Annotated in this window: 17 protein-coding genes; 5 read left to right on the plus strand and 12 right to left on the minus strand. The window is 73.6% G+C overall.

What is annotated here, in order from left to right:
• The first annotated feature begins 27 nt into the window (after positions 1-27).
• Positions 28-735 carry a TetR/AcrR family transcriptional regulator gene (locus JNO44_RS12160; RefSeq protein ID WP_205363850.1) on the plus strand — a complete coding sequence of 236 codons (708 nt, stop codon included), beginning with the start codon at positions 28-30 and terminating at the stop codon, positions 733-735.
• Positions 736-1,015: 280 nt separating this feature from the next.
• The gene (locus JNO44_RS12165; RefSeq protein WP_205363856.1) at positions 1,016-1,456 is read left to right on the plus strand and encodes a subtilase-type protease inhibitor; all 441 of its coding nucleotides are present in this window, start codon (positions 1,016-1,018) and stop codon (positions 1,454-1,456) included.
• A gap of 123 nt (positions 1,457-1,579) precedes the next feature.
• On the opposite strand, the gene JNO44_RS12170 is transcribed toward JNO44_RS12165, so the two are convergent.
• The 11 genes from JNO44_RS12170 to JNO44_RS12220 form a co-directional block, all read right to left on the minus strand.
• Positions 1,580-2,644: a S1 family peptidase gene (locus JNO44_RS12170; RefSeq protein ID WP_443032908.1), complete on the minus strand. Its 1,065-nt coding sequence runs from the start codon at positions 2,642-2,644 to the stop codon at positions 1,580-1,582.
• 490 nt (positions 2,645-3,134) lie between these two features.
• Positions 3,135-4,055 carry a slipin family protein gene (locus tag JNO44_RS12175; RefSeq protein ID WP_205363857.1) on the minus strand — a complete coding sequence of 307 codons (921 nt, stop codon included), beginning with the start codon at positions 4,053-4,055 and terminating at the stop codon, positions 3,135-3,137.
• Positions 4,056-4,214: 159 nt separating this feature from the next.
• The gene (locus tag JNO44_RS12180) at positions 4,215-5,126 is read right to left on the minus strand and encodes a S1 family peptidase (protein ID WP_205363858.1); all 912 of its coding nucleotides are present in this window, start codon (positions 5,124-5,126) and stop codon (positions 4,215-4,217) included.
• A 282-nt stretch (positions 5,127-5,408) separates the two neighbouring features.
• Complete coding sequence (locus JNO44_RS12185) at positions 5,409-6,212, minus strand: DUF1684 domain-containing protein (RefSeq protein WP_205363859.1); 804 nt, start codon at positions 6,210-6,212, stop codon at positions 5,409-5,411.
• 1 nt (position 6,213) lies between these two features.
• Entirely contained in the window at positions 6,214-7,584 is a 1,371-nt protein-coding gene (locus JNO44_RS12190; protein ID WP_205363860.1) for an LLM class flavin-dependent oxidoreductase, read from the minus strand.
• Complete coding sequence (locus JNO44_RS12195; RefSeq protein ID WP_205363861.1) at positions 7,581-8,750, minus strand: LLM class flavin-dependent oxidoreductase; 1,170 nt, start codon at positions 8,748-8,750, stop codon at positions 7,581-7,583. Before JNO44_RS12195 ends, JNO44_RS12190 begins: the two co-directional genes overlap by 4 nt.
• 114 nt (positions 8,751-8,864) lie before the next feature.
• The gene (locus tag JNO44_RS12200) at positions 8,865-9,833 is read right to left on the minus strand and encodes an ABC transporter substrate-binding protein (protein WP_205363863.1); all 969 of its coding nucleotides are present in this window, start codon (positions 9,831-9,833) and stop codon (positions 8,865-8,867) included.
• 53 nt (positions 9,834-9,886) lie between these two features.
• Entirely contained in the window at positions 9,887-10,648 is a 762-nt protein-coding gene (locus JNO44_RS12205; RefSeq protein WP_275695747.1) for an amino acid ABC transporter ATP-binding protein, read from the minus strand.
• Entirely contained in the window at positions 10,645-11,577 is a 933-nt protein-coding gene (locus JNO44_RS12210) for an amino acid ABC transporter permease (protein WP_205363865.1), read from the minus strand. Before JNO44_RS12210 ends, JNO44_RS12205 begins: the two co-directional genes overlap by 4 nt.
• Positions 11,561-13,459, minus strand: coding sequence for an FAD/NAD(P)-binding protein (locus JNO44_RS12215; protein WP_205363867.1), 1,899 nt, complete (start codon positions 13,457-13,459; stop codon positions 11,561-11,563). The genes JNO44_RS12210 and JNO44_RS12215 overlap by 17 nt, the downstream gene beginning before the upstream one ends.
• Entirely contained in the window at positions 13,456-14,319 is an 864-nt protein-coding gene (locus JNO44_RS12220; protein WP_205363869.1) for an amino acid ABC transporter permease, read from the minus strand. Before JNO44_RS12220 ends, JNO44_RS12215 begins: the two co-directional genes overlap by 4 nt.
• 515 nt (positions 14,320-14,834) lie before the next feature.
• Between JNO44_RS12220 and JNO44_RS12225 the strand changes: the two genes are divergently transcribed.
• The 3 genes from JNO44_RS12225 (at position 14,835) to JNO44_RS12235 (ending at position 17,117) form a co-directional block, all read left to right on the plus strand.
• Positions 14,835-15,341, plus strand: coding sequence for a GNAT family N-acetyltransferase (locus JNO44_RS12225; protein ID WP_205363871.1), 507 nt, complete (start codon positions 14,835-14,837; stop codon positions 15,339-15,341).
• Positions 15,338-16,291, plus strand: a complete 954-nt coding sequence (locus tag JNO44_RS12230; RefSeq protein WP_205363873.1) for an ABC transporter substrate-binding protein — start codon at positions 15,338-15,340, stop codon at positions 16,289-16,291. The genes JNO44_RS12225 and JNO44_RS12230 overlap by 4 nt, the downstream gene beginning before the upstream one ends.
• A gap of 376 nt (positions 16,292-16,667) precedes the next feature.
• Entirely contained in the window at positions 16,668-17,117 is a 450-nt protein-coding gene (locus JNO44_RS12235; protein WP_205363874.1) for a cell division protein SepF, read from the plus strand.
• 104 nt (positions 17,118-17,221) lie between these two features.
• Here JNO44_RS12235 and JNO44_RS12240 read toward each other — a convergent pair whose 3' ends face one another.
• Entirely contained in the window at positions 17,222-18,415 is a 1,194-nt protein-coding gene (locus JNO44_RS12240; RefSeq protein WP_205363881.1) for an acyl-CoA dehydrogenase family protein, read from the minus strand.
• Positions 18,416-18,529 lie beyond the last annotated feature (114 nt).

Genomic DNA, 18,529 nt, shown 5'->3' on the forward strand with positions numbered 1-18,529 from the left:
CGCCATCGCGCTCCGTAAGCTGGCCCCATGCCCACCGCACCGCGCCCCACGGCCGCGCCCACCCCCGCGCGCCCCTCCCTCACCGAGCGCCGCAAGGCCGAGACCCAACTGGAGATCGCCCGCACCGCGGCGGCCCTGTTCGCGGACCGCGGCCCCGGGGTCACCGCCGACGAGATCGCCCGCGCCTCGGGCGTCGCGCTGCGCACCTTCTACCGGTACTTCCGCACCAAGGAGGACGCCGTGGCCCCGCTGCTCGCGGTCGGCGTCCGGCAGTGGATCGGCGACCTGGCCGCCGCCACCTCCGGGCCGGGCGCGCCGTCGCCCCGGGTGGCACTGGAGCGGGCCGCCCGGCGGGCACTGACCCCCGCCGACGAACCGGCCGAGGAGGCGCTGCGCTGGACCCGCGGGCTGCTGCGGGCGATGCCCGGCGAACCGGCGCTGCGCGCGGTCTGGCACCGCGTGCACCACGACTCCGAGGAGGAGTTGCGGCCGGTCCTGGCCCGGCTCACCGGCGCCGATCCGCTGGCGGTGCGGCTGGCCGCGGCCGCCGCGAACACCGCACTGCGGGTCGCGGTCGAGGAGTGGGCCGCGGGCGACGATCCGGCGGACGGCCCGCACGGCCCCGCCGAACTGGTCGTCCGCGGGATGCGGGCGCTCACCGCGGGACTGCCCGAACTGGACGAACCGCAGGGCCCGCAGGGCCCGGGCAACCAGGACAGTCCGGGCGGCAACTAGCTCCACCCCCGGCCAATCGCCGGAGATCGTATACCGCCCGAACGACCGGTCGGCGGCCGAATTCCCCCTCCCGGAGACGACTCCGGCCGCACCGGAGGGCCCTCAACCGCGCTGGCCGCACCGCTCCCGCGGGCACCCCGCTCCCCCGCGCCCGGACACTTTCGCGCCATTACCCTCAGCTTTCACCTATCGACCGAAAGTGATCGGGCCGCGTGCGTTTGAGGTGCGGTTGGGCCAGACTCCCGTCCGGCATCTTCACCCACGAACAAGGGAGTTCGTCATGCGGCACATCACTGGGGCGATCGCGCTCGGCGCAGCGCTGGTTCTGGGCGCGCTGTCCACCACCGCGCAGGCCGTCGCCGCGCCGGCCCAGCCCGCCCGGACCGGTGGCCTCTACGCACCCACCGAAATGGTCCTGACGATTGGCCAGGGCGACAGCCGCGCGACCACCACGTCGCTGCGTGCGGCGACGCTGAGCTGTATGCCGACGGCATCCGGAAGCCACCCGTACGCGAAGGCCGCCTGCGCCCAACTGCGCACGGCCTCCGGCGACTTCAACAAGGTGACCGAGGCCGCGAGCGAGCGGATCTGCAACAAGATCTGGGCCCCCGTCGTGGTCACCGCGGACGGTGTCTGGCAGGGCCGCCGGATCGCGTACACCCACGTCTTCGCCAACTCCTGTGAGATGACGGACGGAAAGGGCTCGGTCTTCGAGTTCTGATCCGTCGAGTCGATGCGTCGGCACAACGATGCGCCGATGCGGCGGAACGGCACCGGCCCCCGGACGAGGAGAGCGTCCGGGGGCCGGTTCGCGCCGTGGGCCGGAGCCGATCGGCCGTGCGGGTCAGCCGATCTGCGTGCCCGTCGCCTGGAGGGCGGCCGGCACCGGCTGGAAGAAGGTCTCGCCGCCGTTGGTGCAGTCGCCGCTGCCGCCGGAGGTGAGGCCGAGGGCGCTCTCGCCGTCGAAGAGGGCGCCGCCGCTGTCACCGGGCTCGGCGCAGACGTCGGTGTCTATCAGGCCGTCGACCGTGCCCTCCTGGTAGTTGACGGTGGCGTTCAGCCCCTTGACGGTGCCGTCGTGCACCTGGGTGGTGCTGCCGCTGCGCTGCACCTTCTCGCCGACGGTGGCCTCCGCCGCCTTGGTGATCTTCTGGGTGCTGCCGTTGTAGAGGTCGACCTCGCTGGGGTGGTCGGTGTTGCCGGTGTACTTGGCGATCGAGTAGTCGTTACCGGGGAACTTGGAGTCCTCGGTGGTCGCGATCGTCTGGCCGCCCTGCTGGTCGGACCACTCCTGGACGGCGTTGCCGCAGTGGCCGGCGGTCAGGATGTACGGCTGGCCGCCCTTGGTCACGTTGAAGCCGAGCGAGCAGCGGGCGCTGCTGCCCCAGATCGCGTCGCCGCCGGCGATGAGGGGCTTGAACTCGCCCTGGGAGTGGCGGATCTCGACGGTGTCGCCGAGGCCCTTGGCGACCTTGGCGAGCCGGTCCAGCTTGGCGCCGGTGACCGTGCGGTCGGCGGTCACCACGACCTTGTTGGCCTTGGGGTCCATGGCCCAGGCGGTGCCGGGAATGGTCGCCCTGGTCTTCAGCGTCTGCCGGGCCGCGTCGAGTTGGGCCATCGAGTGCTTGACGATTCTGGCCTCCGCGCCCTTGGCCCGGACGGCCGCGGCGGACGCCTCGTCCACCACGTTGACGACCAGCTTCTGGGCCTTGGCGTCGTAGAACGCGCCGGCCGTACCGGTCTTGAGCTGCGACGCCAGGGTGGTCGCGGCGGCCGGGGAGAGCGTGGCCGCCGAGGGGGCGGGGGCGGCGTGGGCGTTGGCGAGGGTGACGGTCGCGGTGGCGGCGAGCGCGAGCGCGCCCGCGCTGGCCAGCATCGTGCGGCGGTGGGGTATGCGTCGGTGCTTCAACTCAGTGCCTCCCGTGGGGGGATGGGCCCCGACCGTGGGGGGTCGCGCGGGCCCGAGAGCGAGGTGTGAGGTACCGAGCACAGACGGGTCGGCCCCGTGGCAGCCGCCGCAGGGCGTCGCGTCCATGCCAACGAAGCCGAGTATTCCCATCCGTCCCACTCGTACACAAGGCCGGGTTCCGGTCTCAGGCGCGGGAGTTCACGTTTTCGGCACACGTCGTTCACGCCGATATCCGCGCGGCCGAGTCCTGAGTGCGGACATCAGAGGGCACGCGGACCGCCCGGCGGCGCGCGAAGTGTGAGGGCCACACCTGTCCGGAAAGCGACCCCACCACCGCGAACGGGACCGACGCCGGCGGGCCGATGACACGGGGCCGGCAGCATCGGGCGGCACGGAACCGCCGCGCGGCGAGGCGCGGCGGTCGTCTATGACGGTGTTACAGGGCTGCGAACGCTGCGAACGGGAGATGGACGGCGGAGCTCACGGGGCCCTACGGGAGGTGCTCCGCCTCCGGGAGGTCCTCCAGCACCGGCAGGGCGTCGCTCACCTGGCCGTTCTCCACCGGGGCCGGGGCGGCGTCGCGGGTCGCCTGCCGCTGCGCGCGGACCCGTTCGGTCTCCGCCTCCACCTGCTCGGTCTGCGCCCGGGCCTGGAGTCCGGAGCGCTCCAGGAACCGCAGCAGCTCCACGGGGAAGGGCAGGACGAGGGTGGAGTTCTTCTCCGCGGCGACCGCCACCACGGTCTGGAGCAGCCGCAGTTGCAGCGCGGCGGGCTGGTCGGACATGGCCGCGGCGGCCTCGGCCAGCTTCCGCGACGCCTGGAGCTCGGCATCGGCGTTGATCACCCGGGCCCGGCGGTCCCGGGTGGCCTCCGCCTGCCGGGCCATCGAGCGCTTCATCGTCTCCGGCAGCGAGACGTCCTTGATCTCGACCCGGTCGACGCTCACGCCCCAGCCGATGGCCGGGCTGTCCATCATCAGCTCCAGGCCCTGGTTGAGCTTCTCGCGGTTGGACAGCAGATCGTCCAGCTCGCTCTTGCCGATGATCGACCGCAGCGAGGTCTGCGCCATCTGGGAGACCGCGAAGCGGTAGTCCTCGACCCGGACGACCGCGTCGGCGGCGTCCACGACCTTGAAGTAGACCACCGCGTCGACCCGGACGGTGACGTTGTCCCGGGTGATGCCCTCCTGCGCGGGCACCGGCATCGTGACGATCTGCATGTTGACCTTACGCATCCGGTCGACGGCCGGGATGATCATGGTGAAGCCGGGGCCGCGCACCGGGGAGGTCAGCCGCCCCAGCCGGAGCACCACACCGCGCTCGTACTGCTTGACCACCCGCGCCGCGGCCATCAGATAGACCGTCCCCGCGGAGGCCAGCGCCACCCCGGCCGCCACCAGTTCTCCGACCATCACGGCCCCCTGAAGTGTGCCGTTACGTCGCCCGAGTCGCCTTTGTCTCCCATGGTAGGCCCGGCCCGGGGACCGGTCGAGGCTCGCGGCACTGGCGTAAGGGCCCCCGCCGGCCGGCGGGGGCCCTTACGCCAGTGCGGCCGTTCGATCCTCAGCCGGTCAGTAGACGCTCACGCCGTACGCGCTGAGCGCCTCGGTGACGGGCTGGAAGAAGGTGGTGCCGCCGCTGGTGCAGTCGCCGCTGCCGCCGGAGGTCAGGCCGAGCGCCTTGGTGCCCGCGTAGAGGGGGCCGCCGCTGTCGCCGGGCTCGGCGCAGACCGTGGTCTGGATGAGGCCGGAGACGATCTCGCCGCTGCCGTAGTTCACCGTGGCGTTCAGGCCGGTGACCTTGCCGCTGTGGACGCCGGTGGTGGAGCCGCGGCGGGTGACCGTCTGGCCGACCGTGGGGTTCCCGGCGCTGGTGATGTCCTGGCTGCCGACCGTACCGGCGTGCGCCACCGAGGAGTTGGTGTACTTGACGATGCCGTAGTCGTTGCCGGGGAAGCTGGAGCCGGTGGTCGGCCCGATGCTGGTGCTGCCGGAGGAGTTGGTGTACCAGGGGGGTTTGCCGTCGGTGCAGTGACCGGCCGTCAGGAAGTAATAAGTGCTGCCGCTGCGGACGTTGAAGCCGAGCGAGCAGCGCCAGCTCGGTGCGTAGATGGCGTCGCCGCCGGAGATCAGCTTACGGATCCGGCCCGTGGTGCGCTCGATCCGGACCGCGCCCGCGGTGCTCCCCGCGGCCTGCCGGATCTTGGCGATCTGGGCCGTGGAGACGGTGCTGTCGGCGGTGACGACCAGGGTGCGGGTCGCCGGGTCCACCCGCCAGGCGGTGCCCGCGACGTCCGCGCCGCGGACCGCGTTGCCGGCGGCGGTGAGCTGGGCGGCGCTGAACGTCGTGGCGGGGGCGGGGGTCTGGGCGCCGGCGGCGGTCGGGACGGCGACGGCACCGAGGGCCGCCAGTCCGGACGCCACGGCGATCAGCCGGGTGCGTCTCGCCACGCCGCTGTGGGGGATGGTGCGCTCGTTCCTCACTGATTCCTCCGAGGGGGATCGGGGACCGCCGAGGGGCGGCCCGTGAGGCGCAGCCGAAGGGCACTCCGACGCACGCGGGAGGGGACACCCCCGCATTCTTTGCGTGCCCCTGACAAACGCTCCTGACCGGGAGTGTCCGGTGCGCCGACCCCGCGGCGCAAGAGGGCCGCCCCGATTGCGCGCCCCCCGCACCACCCCGCCGAGCGCCCCCAACACGCCGCCCCGGCAGCCGAGTTGACGGCTGCCGGGGCGACGCGCTCCGCGGGCGGGACGGTCCCCGGCTCAGTCGACGAGCGCGTTCCGCTCCCCCGCCCGCAGGGCGAACGGCAGGGTGTTGCCGGGCGGCGGGAAGGGGCAGATGAAGTGGTCGGCGAAGGCGCAGGGCGGCAGCTGGGTGCGGTTGAGGTCCACCGGAACGGTGCCGTCGGCGGCCGGCGCGGGCGGGCGCAGGAAGCGGAAGCGATAGCTGTCGGTGCCGCTGGTGGCGTCGGCCAGCACCGCCCACAGCGAGCCGTCCGGCTCCACCGCGACCTGGAGGGTGTGCTCGTCGCCGTCGAGGGTGAAGGCCAGTTCCCCGCCGAGGACGAAGCCCCGCTCCTGCCCGTCGGCGTTGGCCACCTGGACGGTCCGCCGCTCGCCGTACGGGCGGAACAGGCCCGGCCGCACCCAGCGCTCCTCGTAGGGGTAGGCGTCGATGCCGGCGAAGGCGCGCCGGGCCGGGGCGTCCGGGTCGAAGTCGCGGACCGCCCACAACCCCTCGCGGCGCAGCACCACCAGGCGGCGCGCCCCGTGGCCGACCCGGGCCGCCGCCGGCCCGGCGTCCTGGTCGAGGCGATGCGCACCGGCCGCCGGCGCGCCGTCCACGGTGAGCCCGTCCTCGGGCCCGGCCTCCAGGAGCACCGCGGCGCCGTCGGCGGCGACCGTCCAGCGGCCCGGCAGCCCCGCGATCCGGCCGTCGGGGTGGTCGGCGAGCCAGTGCGTGCCGGCGAGCGCGAGCGGACCGTGCGGCTCGGTGACCGCTGCCAGGCGCCCCTCGCGCCACTCCTGCCACTTCTGGACGGCGTCCGGCTGCGTTGTGCTGGTCATCTCAGTCCTTCCGTGCGGGGCGCGCCGGATCCGGCAGCCCCAAGTGGGAGCGCAGGGTGGTCCCGGTGTATTCCGTGCGGTGGACGCCGCGCTCCTGGAGCAGCGGAACGACCCGCTCCACGAACGGGTCGAGCCCGTCGGGCGTGAGGTGCGGCACCAGGATGAAGCCGTCGGCGGCGTCGCTCTGCACGAAGTGGTCCATCTCGCGGGCGACGCTGTCCGGGGTGCCGACGAAGGACTGCCGCCCGGTGGTCTCGATGACGGTCTCCCGGATGGACAGCCCCTTGGCGCGGGAGAGCGCCCGCCACCGGTCGGCGACGGCCTGCGGGTCGGCGATCCGGACCCGGCCCTGGGCCAGCTCGCCGTGCGGATCCGGGTCGATGTCCGGCAGCGGCCCGTCCGGGTCGTAGGAGGACAGGTCCACGCCCCAGACCTGCTCCAGGGTGAGCAGCGCGGTCTGCGGGGAGACCTGCTGCCGGCGGATCTCGACGGCCCGCTCCTGGGCCTCGGCGAGGGTGTCGCCGAGGACGAAGGTGACACCCGGCATGATCTTGAGGTCCTCGGGCCGCCGCCCGTACGCCGGGAGCCGGCGCTTGACGTCCGCGTAGAAGGCCCGGCCGGCCTCCGGCCCGCTGTGCCGGGTGAAGATCACGTCGGCGGCGGAGGCGGCGAACTCCCGGCCCTCGGCGGAGTCCCCGGCCTGGATGACGACGGGGTGGCCCTGCGGGCTGCGCGCGACGCCGAACTCACCGCGGACGACGAAGTGCCGGCCGCTGTGGTCCACCCGGCGCGGCGGCCCGCCGGCCGGCCCGGAGTCCCACAACGCGCGTGCGGTGGCGAGGAATTCGGCGGCGCGGGTGTAGCGGTCGGCGTGGTCGAGATAGCCGCCGCGCCGGAAGTTCTCCCCGGTGAAGGCGTCGGAGGTGGTGACGATGTTCCAGGCGGCCCGGCCGCCGCTGAGGTGGTCCAGGGAGGCGAACCGGCGGGCGAGTTCGTAGGGCTCGTTGAAGGTGGCGCTGACCGTGCCGGCCAGGCCCAGCCGCTCGGTGACCGCCGCCAGGGCGTTCAGCACGGTGAGCGACTCGGGCCGGCCGAGCACGTCGAGGTCGTGGATCCGGCCCTTGTGCTCGCGCAGCCGCAGCCCCTCGGCCAGGAAGAAGAAGTCGAACAGTCCGCGCTCCGCGGTCCGCGCCAGATGCACGAAGGAGGCGAAGTCGATCTGGCTCCCGAGGGAGGAGCCGGGCGAAGTCCCGCCCGCCGGGGTGGTGGTCGGACGGCCGGTGGGCGGGTCGGCCCAGACGGTGGTGTTGTTGACGCCGGGGAAGTGCGCGGCGAGGTGGATCTGCTTGCGGGGACGGGGGTCGGGGCTCATCGGGCGGCCTCCCGGGCGAGGGCGTAGATACTGGCGGGGCGCGGCAGACCGAGGTGCTCGCGCAGGGTCGTGCCCTCGTAGGAGCGACGGAGCAGGCCGCGCTCCCGAAGGAGCGGGACGGTGCCCTCGACGAACCGGGCCAGGTCCCGTACGGGGTCGGCGAGGCGCAGGTGGAAGCCGTCCGCGACGCCCTGGGCGAACCAGTCGCCGAGCAGGGCGGCGAGCCCGGCGGCGTCGCCGGACGACTCCAGCTCGACGGGCAGCGAGGCCAGCACCAGCGGCCCGCCGGGGGCGCGGCCGTGCGCCCGGGCGCGGGCGAGCAGGTCGGCGCGGGCGGCGCCGGCGGTCTGCGGATCCTCGGCCCTGACCAGCGCGACATCGGCCCGGGCGGCGGCCACCTCCCGGCGGGCCCCTTCCCCGAGTTCCCGACTTCTCCCCCGCTCCCGGCTCCCCCCGCGCGGCGGGACCCCCACGTGCGGGAGGTCCCCGGTGCCCGGGGAGGGACCCCCGTCCGGCCCGTCGGTCTCCCCGGTCACATCGACGACGGTCACCGGGCGGCCCTGCGGCGGCCGGGGGACGATGGACGGCCCGCGGACCGAGAAGGCGCGGCCGGTGAAGTCGACGTGGTGGAGCTTGGCGCGGTCCACGAAGCGGCCGGTGGCCCGGTCGCGGATCTCCGCGTCGTCCTCCCAGCTGTCCCACAGCCGCCCGACGACGTCGGCGACCTCGCCGGCCTCCGACCAGACCTCGGCGGGCGAGGCGGCCGGATGGGGGTCCTTCCCTGTTCGAGCGAAGCCGAGAACTTGGGGGCGCCCGACGAGCGCGGCCTCGGCCTCGGTGGTGGACACCTCCACCGTCCAGCCGGCCCGGCCGCGGCTGACCCAGTCCAGGGTCGCCACGGCGGTGGAGACGTGGAACGGCTCGGTGTGGGTGGTGGTCACCGTGGGGACCAGGCCGATCCGTTCGGTGTCCGGGGCGATCCGGGCGAGCACCGCGAGGGCGTCCGGGCCGGGGCCGCCGAACCGGTCGCCGAGGGTGACGAAGTCCAGGGTGCCGTGTTCGGCGAGCCGGGCGAGGGCGGTGTAGTGGGCGGCGTCGTGGCGGGGCGGGACGCCCGGGGCGTCCAGCGCGACGGCCAGCCGCGGCGGGTGGTGCGGTTCGGGCATGGGGTGGGGCCTTCCTGTGCGGTACGGGGGTGCCGCCGAAGTGCGTGCCTGGGGGCACCTCCCAGCGTTGGCCGGGGGAGCGACGAACGGCAGACGGGACGTTGCGGACGGGCCCTAGTCGGCGGTCCTGGGCAGGCCGGGCGGGTTGATCCGCGAGGTCGTCACGGCCTCGCCGGACAGCCCCCAGCGGGCCAGCACCTTGGCGTAGCGGCCGTCGTCGATGACCTTGCGCAGGGCGGCGGCGTACGCCCCGACCAGGCCGCTGCCCTTGCGGGTGGTGGCGGCGATCTCGCCCTTGAGGTGGGCGCCGCCGCCGGAGAAGGTGCCGGCGCTCTCGGTCCCGCCGGCGGTGGCGATGTGGTAGGCGACGGTCGGGTTGGGGCCGAAGTAGCCGTCGATCCGGCCCGATTGGAGTGCGAGGTAGACGTCCGAGGGCTTCTGGAAGTACTTGACGTCCACCGGCTTGCGGCCGGCCCGCTCGTCCTCCTTGCTCCAGTCGAGCAGGATCTTCTCCTGGTTGGTGCCGGAGCCGACCGCGATGGTCCGGCCCGCCACGTCCGCGGCGCCGCGGACCTTCCAGCCGCTGCCCTTCTTCGTCTCCATGGCCAGCTGGTCGAGCCGGTAGGTGGCGAAGTCGTACTTGTCCTTGCGCTCCTCGGTCACCGTGACATTGCCGAAGACCGCGTCGAGCTTGCCGCTGTCCAGGCCGACGAAGAGGTTCTCCCAGGACAGCGGCTCGAAGTGCGGTTTCAGCCCCAGGGTGTCGGCGACGAGGGTGGCCAGGTCCTCCTCGACTCCGATCAGGGTCTTGTCGTCGGTGGCGTAGAAGCTCAGCGGGGGGCTGCTCTCCGCGCCCACTCCGATCCGCAGTTCGCCGGTGCGCCGGACGGCGGCGGGCACCAGCGCGGCGCTCCTGGGGTCCTCGGTGCCGCGGACGCGGTGCTGGTCGGGCCCGATGTTGATCTTCGTGCCGGCGTTCCCGACGCCGACCTCCGCGCTCGCCGCGTCACCGCTGCCGCAGCCGGTGAGCAGGACGGAGCCGGCGGCGAGGGCGAGGGCGGCGGCGAGCGTGCGGCGGATCACGGGGGATCTCCTTCGGAACGGTACGGGCGGTGCGGCGGGCGCGGCGGACACGGTCACAGGACCTTGGAGAGGAAGGAGCGGGTGCGCTCGTGGCGCGGGTGGTCGAGCACCTGCGCGGGCGGGCCCTGCTCGACGATCCGCCCGCCGTCCATGAAGACGACGGTGTCGGCGACCTCGCGGGCGAAGCCGATCTCATGGGTGACGACGATCATGGTGGTGCCCTGGTGCGCCAAGTCCTTGATGACGTCCAGGACTTCCCCGACCAGCTCGGGGTCGAGCGCCGAGGTCGGCTCGTCGAAGAGCAGCAGCTTGGGTTCCAGGGCGAGCGCCCGGGCGATGGCGACCCGCTGCTGCTGTCCGCCGGAGAGCTGCCGGGGATAGGCGTCCGCCTTCTCCGCCAGGCCCACCCGCGTGAGCAGCCGGCGGGCGGTGGCCTCGGCCTCCTTGCGCGGGCGGCGCTGCACCGCCAGCGGCGCCTCGACGAGGTTCTCCAGCACCGTCAGATGGGGGAAGAGGTTGAAGTTCTGGAAGACGAACCCGATCCCGGTGCGCTGCTTGAGGATCTCCCGTTCCCGCAGCTCGTACAGCCTGTCGCCGGACTTCCGGTAGCCGACCAGCGCCCCGTCCACGCTGATCCAGCCGCGGTCGACCTTCTCCAGGTGGTTGATGGTGCGCAGCAGCGTGGACTTGCCCGACCCGGACGGGCCGAGCACCACCGTCACCCGGCCGGCCGCGACCTCCAGGTCGATGCCGCGCAGCACCTCGACGGAACCGAAGCTCTTGTGGACGGAACGGATCTCGACCATTGCGCTCATCGCGCGGCCCCCTTGGCGTAGTGGCGTTCGACGTAGTGCTGGAGGACGGAGAGCACGGTGGTGAGGAGGATGTACCAGGCGGTGGCGACCATCAGCAGGGGCACCACCCGGCCGTTGCGTCCGTAGACGACCTGGACCTGGTAGAAGAGTTCGCCGATCGCCATCACCGAGACGATCGAGGTGCCCTTGAAGAGGGAGATCACCTCGTTGGTGGCGTTCGGCAGGATCGAGCGCATCGCCTGCGGCAGCACGATCCGGCGCAGTCGGCGGGCCCGCGGCAGGCCGAGCGCGGCGGCGGCCTCCAACTGGCCGGCGTCCACGGCCTGCACACCGGCCCGGACGATCTCGGCGGCGTAGGCGGCCTGGTGCAGCGCCAGCCCGAGCACCGCCGCGCCCATCGCGCCGACCAGCCCCATGGTGTCGAAGTGGAAGAGGCCGGGGCCGAACGGGATCCCGAAGTCCAACCGCTTGTAGAGATAGGCGAGGTTGAACCAGAACAGCAGCTGGACGATGAGCGGGATGGACCGGAAGGCCCAGATGTAGCCGAAGGCCACCCAGCGCAGGAACGGGCTGGCGGACAGCCGCATCAGGGCCAGCACCAGGCCCAGCGCGAAGCCGAGGGCGGTGCCGTAGACGGTGAGTTGGAGGGTGGTCCCGACCGACTTGAGGATCGTTCCGTTGGCGAAGAACCGGGCGAACACCCCCCATTCCCAGGCGGGGTTGGTGATCAGACCGTGCGCGAACTGGGCGAGCAGCACCGCGGTCACCGCCACCCCCGCCCAGCGCCAGGGATGGCGCACGGGGACGACCTTCAGGTCCGCCGGGTCGTCGGCCCCCGGTGGCCCGGCGCGCCGCGGGGCGGGGCGGGCGGTCGCGGCCGGTCCGGCGGGGGGATCGCCGGTGACGGCGGGATCACTGGTCAACGGCATGGTCAGTCCTCGGGGTGAGTGCGGGGACCGGGACCGGTGGGGCGGTGCGGTCGCGGAGGAAGGTGAGCAGGGCCCGCGCGGTCGCGTCGTTCTGCCGGAAGGCGGGCGCGTTGGTGCGGGGGCGGGCGAAGGCGCCACCGGCGCGGGCGTCGGTGTGCGGGCCGAGCGCGAACCGGCGCGGGTGCGGACGGCCGGCCCGGTCCAGGATCCGGCCGTCGGCCGGGTCGACGGCCAGCAGACCGCCGGCCGTGGCACGGGCGCCGTCGGCCTGCAGGGCGTGCAGCAGCCGGTCCCGGGTGCGGGCCACGGACGGTTCCGGCAGCCGCGCCTCCACCAGCGCCCGGGCCTCGGTCCGCTCCCCCGGCACGCTGACGGACTCGGCGCGGAACACCCCGCGGGCCTCGTCGGCGGTGACGGTGAGGCCGGCGCCCAGGAAGCGCACCACCCCGGCCCGGGACAGCGCCAGCAGCTGCCGCAGCCGGGGCCCGGGCGGCCCGGAGGCGAGGAAGCTGAAGAAGCCGTGCCACCAGGGCCCGTGGTCGCCGAGCCGGGTCAGCTGGCCGTAGACCGACAGCAGCGCGAGGAAGACCGCCAGGTCGGGGCTGTACGCGGGGTCGTGCCGGCGCGCCAGGTCGGCCTCGATGTGGCCGCGCAACCCCGCCTGGAGGGCCGCGCCGTCGGCGTAGCGGATGCCGTCCAACGGGTGGTCCAGCACCTCCAGGTCGAGTCGGTCGGCCGGGTCGGGGACGGCGGCGCGGACCAGCGCCTGGAGGGCGGCCCCGCCCGGTTCGCCGGCGGCATACTCCTCCTCGAAGTCCGGCCACGCCATCCGGGTGCGCGCGGGGTGCGCGGTGAACAGCCGGTGGTAGTGCGCGAAGCCCAACTCCTTGTCGATCAGCGGCCGGACGTCCCGGTCGAAGTCGATCCCCCCGGGGCGGGCGAGCAGCGCCTCGACCTCGGCGGGCCCGAAGAACCGTGGCAGCGGGGGCCGTTCGCCGGACGGCGGGTAGCCGATCTTGGAGTGGTAGGGGACGCCGCGCCGGGACCCGACGTGCAGCACCGGTTCGCGGCCGGAGGGGTGGTAGGTCAAGGCGCCGTCGCGGCCGGTGGTGTACCTCCCGCCGCGCCCCTCGGTCAGCAGCACCATCAGGTCGACGAAGGCCAGCCCGAAGCCGCGCACCAGCACCGGTTCACCGGGCCGCAGCGCACCCAGGTCGCTGTCGGCGGTGAACGCCGGCGGCAGGTACGTCAGCCCGTGCCGGGCCGCGAACCCGGCGAACTCCCGGTCCTGTGCGGCCGGTTGGGACTCCAGATGGCCCAGTGTCAGCACCACCAGGTCGGCGAGGAGCGGGGCGCGGCGGCCCGCCAGCCACACCCGCTGGCGCCCCTCGCGCGGCCCGGAGACCCGCAGCGCGGTGGCCCGGTGCTCGTGCACGGCGACCCGGGGCGGCAGCGCGGCCACCGCGTCCTCGTGGACCCAGCGCAGATAGCCGCTGAGCAGCCGCCGGCCGGCGAAGTCCCGCGGGCCCAGCGCCGCCACGGCGTCGGCGAGGCCGGGCGGGGCGGGGCGCTCCCCGTCCCGCACCGCGCGGGCCCACGCGGCGAGCGAGGGGCCGGGCCGCACCGGACCGGCCTGCTCGACGGTCTCGTCGGTGAACATGGTGACGTCCTCGGCCGTGGAGTTCATCCACAGCAGCGGGGACTGCTCATGGCGCCAGATCCGGCCGCCGCCGGGCGGGTGCGGATCAACCAGGTGCAGGTCCAGGGGCGCATCGCCCCACAGCTCGGGGGCGTTGGCGGCGATCCGCTCCAGCACCCCGGTGCCCCGCGGGCCGGCGCCCACGATCACCACGGACGGCCGGCGGGGGTTCGACGCGCTCACCGGGCACCGGCCGTCCCGCGGGCGTAGTGCCGCTCGACGTGGCGCTGACCGACACTGAGGACCGAGGTGACCAGGACGTACCAGAGGGTCGCCACCAGCAGCAGCGGGATGACCTGATAGGTGCGGTGGTAGACCAACTGGACGGAGTAGAGCAGATCCTGGACGGCGATGACGCTGACGATGGAGGTGCCCTTGAGGGTGCCGATCAGCATGTTCCCGGCCGGTGGCACGATCGACCGCATCGCCTGCGGCAGCACGATCCGACGCAGCCGCCGCCCGGCCCCCAGCCCCAGCGCCTGCGCGGCCTCCAACTGGCCCTTGTCGACGGAGAGCACACCGCCGCGGACCACCTCCGCGGCGTACGCGGCCTCGTGCAGGGTGAGCCCGATGACCGCGACGGCCACCGGCGAGAGCAGATCGACGGTCTTGACGCCGAGGACGACCGGGTACAGCGCCCCGATGTTGAACCAGAACAGCAGCTGCACCAGGATCGGCATCGACCGGAACAGCCAGACGTAGCCCCACCCGATGCCGCGCAGCACGGGGTTGGCGGACAGCCGCAGCACCGCGAGCAGGGTGCCCAGCGCGAAGCCGAGCGCCATCACCACGGCGGTCAGCCAGAGCGTCAGACCCAGGCCGCGCAGCACGGCGGAGGTCAGGAAGTAGTCGGCGACCACGTCCCACTGGAAGGCGGGGTTGCGGACGACGGAGACGAGGGCCAGCGCCAGCAGGACGAGGAGGACGGCGGCGGACGCCCACTGGCCGGTGCGGCGGCGCGGCACGATGCGCGGGGCGGCGCGGTCCGGTTCACCGGGCGGCGCCGCGGACACGGCGGGGGCGTCAAGGATGTCGGAAGGCATGCGAAGGCTCCGTGGACGCTTCAGATCGAGCACGGGAGTCGAGCGCCTTCACACAGGCGGAACGGGTCGCGCCCCTCAGCACGACCGGCCTTCGAGGCTATGCGGTGAACACGGCAGGTTGTCAAGGGGAGTTCGGATGGCGTCCGCGCGGTGAGCGATGCGTCACTTCGCGGTTGACGCGGAAACGGATGCCTGTTCCACTTGGTCGCATGTATCCATGGCAGCGGCTGGTCACCCGTGACCACATCGACTTCGGTCGCGTGTGGTCGTCGTCCTGTTGAGCTGACCCCCTGCCCTTGAGGCCCGTCGCCGCAGGCCGGGCCGTTCCCGCGGTTCTCGTTCCTTCCCGCCGCGCGCCTTCACACCTCCACGCGCCGTTCGGCGCGCCCCTCCCCTCGCTCTACCGTTCCACCGTTCCTCGCCCCGTTCCTCCCCCGCCCTCCCTCCCTGTTCTCCCTCGTCCATCCGGCGCGCTCGGACGCCCGAGTGCCGCCGCCGGCCACGGAGGCGCCCCGATGACCGCCGCGCCACGGCCGCCCCGTGCGGCCCGCCTGACGATCCATCACACCGCCGTCACCGACCCGCTCGCCCGCCCCCTGCTGGACGAGCTCACCCACGAATACAGCACCCGCTACGGCCGTCCCGTGGACCTGGACCTGGAGTACCCGGCCGCCGAATTCGGCCCACCCGGGGGCGCGTTCCTGCTGCTCCTGGAGGACGACGAGCCGGTCGCCGGCGGCGCCTACCGCCGCTACGCCCCGGACACCGCCGAGCTCAAACGGATCTGGACGCACCACGCGCACCGCCGCCGCGGGCTGGCCCGCCGCGTCCTGACCGCCCTGGAGCAGCACGCCGCCGCCCGCGGCTACACCCGGCTCTACCTGACCACCGGCCCCCGCCAACCGGAGGCCAAACACCTCTACCTCGCGGCGGGTTACCGCCCCCTGTTCGACCTGACCGCCGACCCGGAGTCGATCGGCCCGCTGCCGTTCGAGAAGCACCTGGAGATTCCGCGCCCATGACCACCACCCGTCCGTCCGCCACCGCGCTGCGCACCGCGGCGCTCCTGGTCACCGCGGCCCTGACGGTCACCGCCTGCGGTGCGGGCGGCGCCGCCCCCGGCGCCCGGGACGCCGGGCCGGCCGCGGCGAGCGCCCGGATCCCCACCACCGACGTGGTCTCCGGCGTGCACGAGGACCCGGCCGCCGCCGCGCTGCTGCCCGCCGACGTCCGCGCCCGCGGCACCCTCGCCCTGGCCAGCAGCGTCGGCACCCCGCCCGGCGCCACCTATCTGCCCGACGGACGGACCCTGGCCGGCCAGGACATCGACTTCGCGGACGCGGTCGGCAAGGTCCTCGGCCTGAAACTGACCCGCGAGGTGGCCAGCTTCGAGGCGATCCTGCCGGCGCTGGACAGCGGCAAGTACGACGTGGGCACCGGCAACTTCGGCGTCACCGACGAACGCCGCGAGACCCTCGACTTCGTCACCTACGTCAACGACGGCCAGGGCTTCGCTGCCCGCCGGGACAGCCCGCTGAAGAAGGTCACCACGCTGACCCGGCTGTGCGGCCTGACGGTGGCCACCGGCGCCGGCACCACCTTCGAGACGACTCTGGAGGAGAACAAGCACCGGTGCGCGGACGCCGGCGAGCAGCCCTACGACGTCAAGACCTACGCCGACCAGGGCGCACTGTGGATCTCGCTCCAACAGGGCCGCAGCGACGTGGTGATGAGCACCATCAACGGGCTGCGCTACGCGGTGCGGCAACAGCCGGGCCTGCGCTTCCTCAACGAGTTCAAACGGTTGGACGTCGGCTTCGCCTTCAAGAAGGGGACGCCGCTGGCACCCGCCTTCCAGGCCGCGGTCAACCGGCTGAAGAAGGACGGGACCTACGACCGGATCCTCAAGAAGTGGGGCACCACCCCCTCGGCCATCGCGACATCGCGGATCAGCCCACCGGAGATCCGCTGACCGGGCACCGCACCCCGGCACCCGTCGGCGGCCCGGGCCCGGATCGCGGCGACCCGCGCCGGGCCCCCGCCGGACGGGCGACGTCCACGCCGGCCGCCCGGACCGACATACGCCCTGGTCCCGCCCCGAACCTCCTCGCGCGTCGGCCCGATCCAGAGCGGTCAACTTGTCGACACCATGACGTAGGCACCGACCGTGATGCCTTTCGTACTGTCAGTTCACCGCCAGGGCACGCGAGCTGACGGCGCACCACCCTCTTTGCACCAGATATGTCACGAACCCCCCGTGCGGCGGCTATCCGCTTGGCACACCCTCGCCCTCATGGACGACGATAGGGAGAACGGAACACACACGCCGCGGGTGAGAGGAGGCGTCAATGGGATCGGTACGCAAGGCAAGTGCCTGGCTTGGCCTCGTGGACGACAACGATGACGAGCGCTACTACGACGACGACTACGCCGAGGGGCACGAGTCCGCCGAGTCGGGTGGCAACCCCTGGGTGACCGACCCCCGGGTCCAGGTGGCCGACGAGGCCGCCCAGAGCCAGGGCACCCGCATCGCCACGATCACCCCGGCCTCCTTCCGGGACGCCCGCGGCATCGGGGAGCTCTTCCGGGACGGCGTCCCGGTGATCGTCAACCTGACGGCCATGGAGTCCGCCGACGCCAAGCGGGTGGTGGACTTCGCGGCCGGCCTGACCTTCGGCCTGCGCGGCTCCATCGAGCGGGTCGCCACCCGGGTGTTCCTGCTCACCCCCGCCGACTACAAGGTCGTCACCGGTGAGGCCCGCGGCCACCGCAACGGCGGTTTCTTCAACCAGAGTTGAGGGGGCGCGGGGGTCCGTTCCGGCCGGGGGTCCGGACCGCGGCAGGGCCGCGACCGGTTACCGCGCCCCCCGGGAAGCGCCGCGGCCGGCGCCCGGCGAGGGGCTCACCGGAAGGCGTCCAGGCCGGTGAGTGCCTTGCCCAGCACCAGTTGGTGCATCTCCGCGGTGCCCTCGTAGGTCAGCACCGACTCCAGGTTGGTGGCGTGCCGCATGACGGGGTATTCGAGGGAGATCCCGTTGGCGCCGAGGATCGTCCGCGCGGTGCGGCAGATGTCGAGCGCCTCGCGGACGTTGTTGAGCTTGCCGAAGCTGATCTGCTCGGGCAGCAGCCGCCGGGCGTCGAACCGCCGCCCGAGGTGGTGGGCGAGCAGCACGCCCTTGTGGAGTTCCAGCGCCATGTCGGCGAGCTTGGCCTGGGTGAGCTGGAAGGCGCCGATGGGCTTGCCGAACTGCTCGCGGGTGCGGGCGTAGTCGAGCGCCGCCTCGAAGCAGGACCGCGCCGCCCCCATCGAGCCCCAGACGATCCCGTAGCGGGCGTGGCTCAGGCACCGCAGCGGGCCGCCCAGCCCCCGGGCCTCCGGCAGCAGCGCGTCGGCGGGCAGCCGCACCTCGTCCAGCACCAACTCGCTGGTGACCGAGGCGCGCAGCGACCACTTGTGCTTGATCTCGGGGGCGGAGAAGCCGGCGCTGTCCGTGGGGACGAGGAAGCCCCGGATGCCGTCGTCGGTGCGGGCCCAGACCACCGCGACGCCGGCCACCGACCCGTTGGTGATCCACATCTTGCGCCCGGTCAGCACCCAGTCCGTGCCGTCCCGCTTGGCGTAGGTGCGCATGCCCGCCGGGTCGGAGCCGTGGTCCGGCTCGGTCAGCCCGAAGCAGCCGATGACCTCGCCGGAGGCCATCCGCGGCAGCCACTGCCGCTTCTGCTCCTCCGAACCGAAGCGCCAGATCGCGTACATGGCCAGCGAGCCCTGGACGGAGACCAGCGAGCGGATGCCGGAGTCGGCGGCCTCCAGCTCCAGGCAGGCCAGCCCGTACTGGACGTGCGAGGCGCCGGCGCAGCCGTAGCCGGTCAGGGACATGCCCAGGGCGCCGATCGCGCCCAGCTCCCGGGCGAGTTCGCGGATGTCGGGGAGTTCGCCGCGCTCGTACCAGTCGGCGATGTGCGGCAGGACCCGGTCGGCGGCCCACTGGCGGACGGTGGAGCGGACCGCGCGGTCCTCGTCGGTGAGCAGGTCGTCCAGGCCCAGGGGGTCGCTGGGGTCGAACGGCGGAAGCGGGGACGGCGTTGCGGGCATGGCGGGCCTCCGGCGGATTCAGCGCTCGCGCGAAAAACTAGCAGTGGTAGTTACGCGCGTCCGACGGTACGGTCCCCGGCACCGCCCGGCAAGGGTCCCCGCCGCGCGGTGCGG

It is taken from the genome of Streptomyces noursei (assembly GCF_016917755.1).
Classification (GTDB): domain Bacteria; phylum Actinomycetota; class Actinomycetes; order Streptomycetales; family Streptomycetaceae; genus Streptomyces; species Streptomyces yunnanensis.

Bases quoted from the DNA above. Each gene is read 5' to 3' on its own strand.
- JNO44_RS12160 (WP_205363850.1), top strand. From the start codon at position 28: ATGCCCACCGCACCGCGCCCCACGGCCGCGCCCACCCCCGCGCGCCCC.
- JNO44_RS12165 (WP_205363856.1), top strand. From the start codon at position 1,016: ATGCGGCACATCACTGGGGCGATCGCGCTCGGCGCAGCGCTGGTTCTG.
- JNO44_RS12175 (WP_205363857.1), bottom strand. From the start codon at position 4,055: ATGGTCGGAGAACTGGTGGCGGCCGGGGTGGCGCTGGCCTCCGCGGGG.
- JNO44_RS12185 (WP_205363859.1), bottom strand. From the start codon at position 6,212: ATGACCAGCACAACGCAGCCGGACGCCGTCCAGAAGTGGCAGGAGTGG.
- JNO44_RS12190 (WP_205363860.1), bottom strand. From the start codon at position 7,584: ATGAGCCCCGACCCCCGTCCCCGCAAGCAGATCCACCTCGCCGCGCAC.
- JNO44_RS12195 (WP_205363861.1), bottom strand. From the start codon at position 8,750: ATGCCCGAACCGCACCACCCGCCGCGGCTGGCCGTCGCGCTGGACGCC.
- JNO44_RS12205 (WP_275695747.1), bottom strand. From the start codon at position 10,648: ATGAGCGCAATGGTCGAGATCCGTTCCGTCCACAAGAGCTTCGGTTCC.
- JNO44_RS12210 (WP_205363865.1), bottom strand. From the start codon at position 11,577: ATGCCGTTGACCAGTGATCCCGCCGTCACCGGCGATCCCCCCGCCGGA.
- JNO44_RS12220 (WP_205363869.1), bottom strand. From the start codon at position 14,319: ATGCCTTCCGACATCCTTGACGCCCCCGCCGTGTCCGCGGCGCCGCCC.
- JNO44_RS12225 (WP_205363871.1), top strand. From the start codon at position 14,835: ATGACCGCCGCGCCACGGCCGCCCCGTGCGGCCCGCCTGACGATCCAT.
- JNO44_RS12230 (WP_205363873.1), top strand. From the start codon at position 15,338: ATGACCACCACCCGTCCGTCCGCCACCGCGCTGCGCACCGCGGCGCTC.
- JNO44_RS12235 (WP_205363874.1), top strand. From the start codon at position 16,668: ATGGGATCGGTACGCAAGGCAAGTGCCTGGCTTGGCCTCGTGGACGAC.
- JNO44_RS12240 (WP_205363881.1), bottom strand. From the start codon at position 18,415: ATGCCCGCAACGCCGTCCCCGCTTCCGCCGTTCGACCCCAGCGACCCC.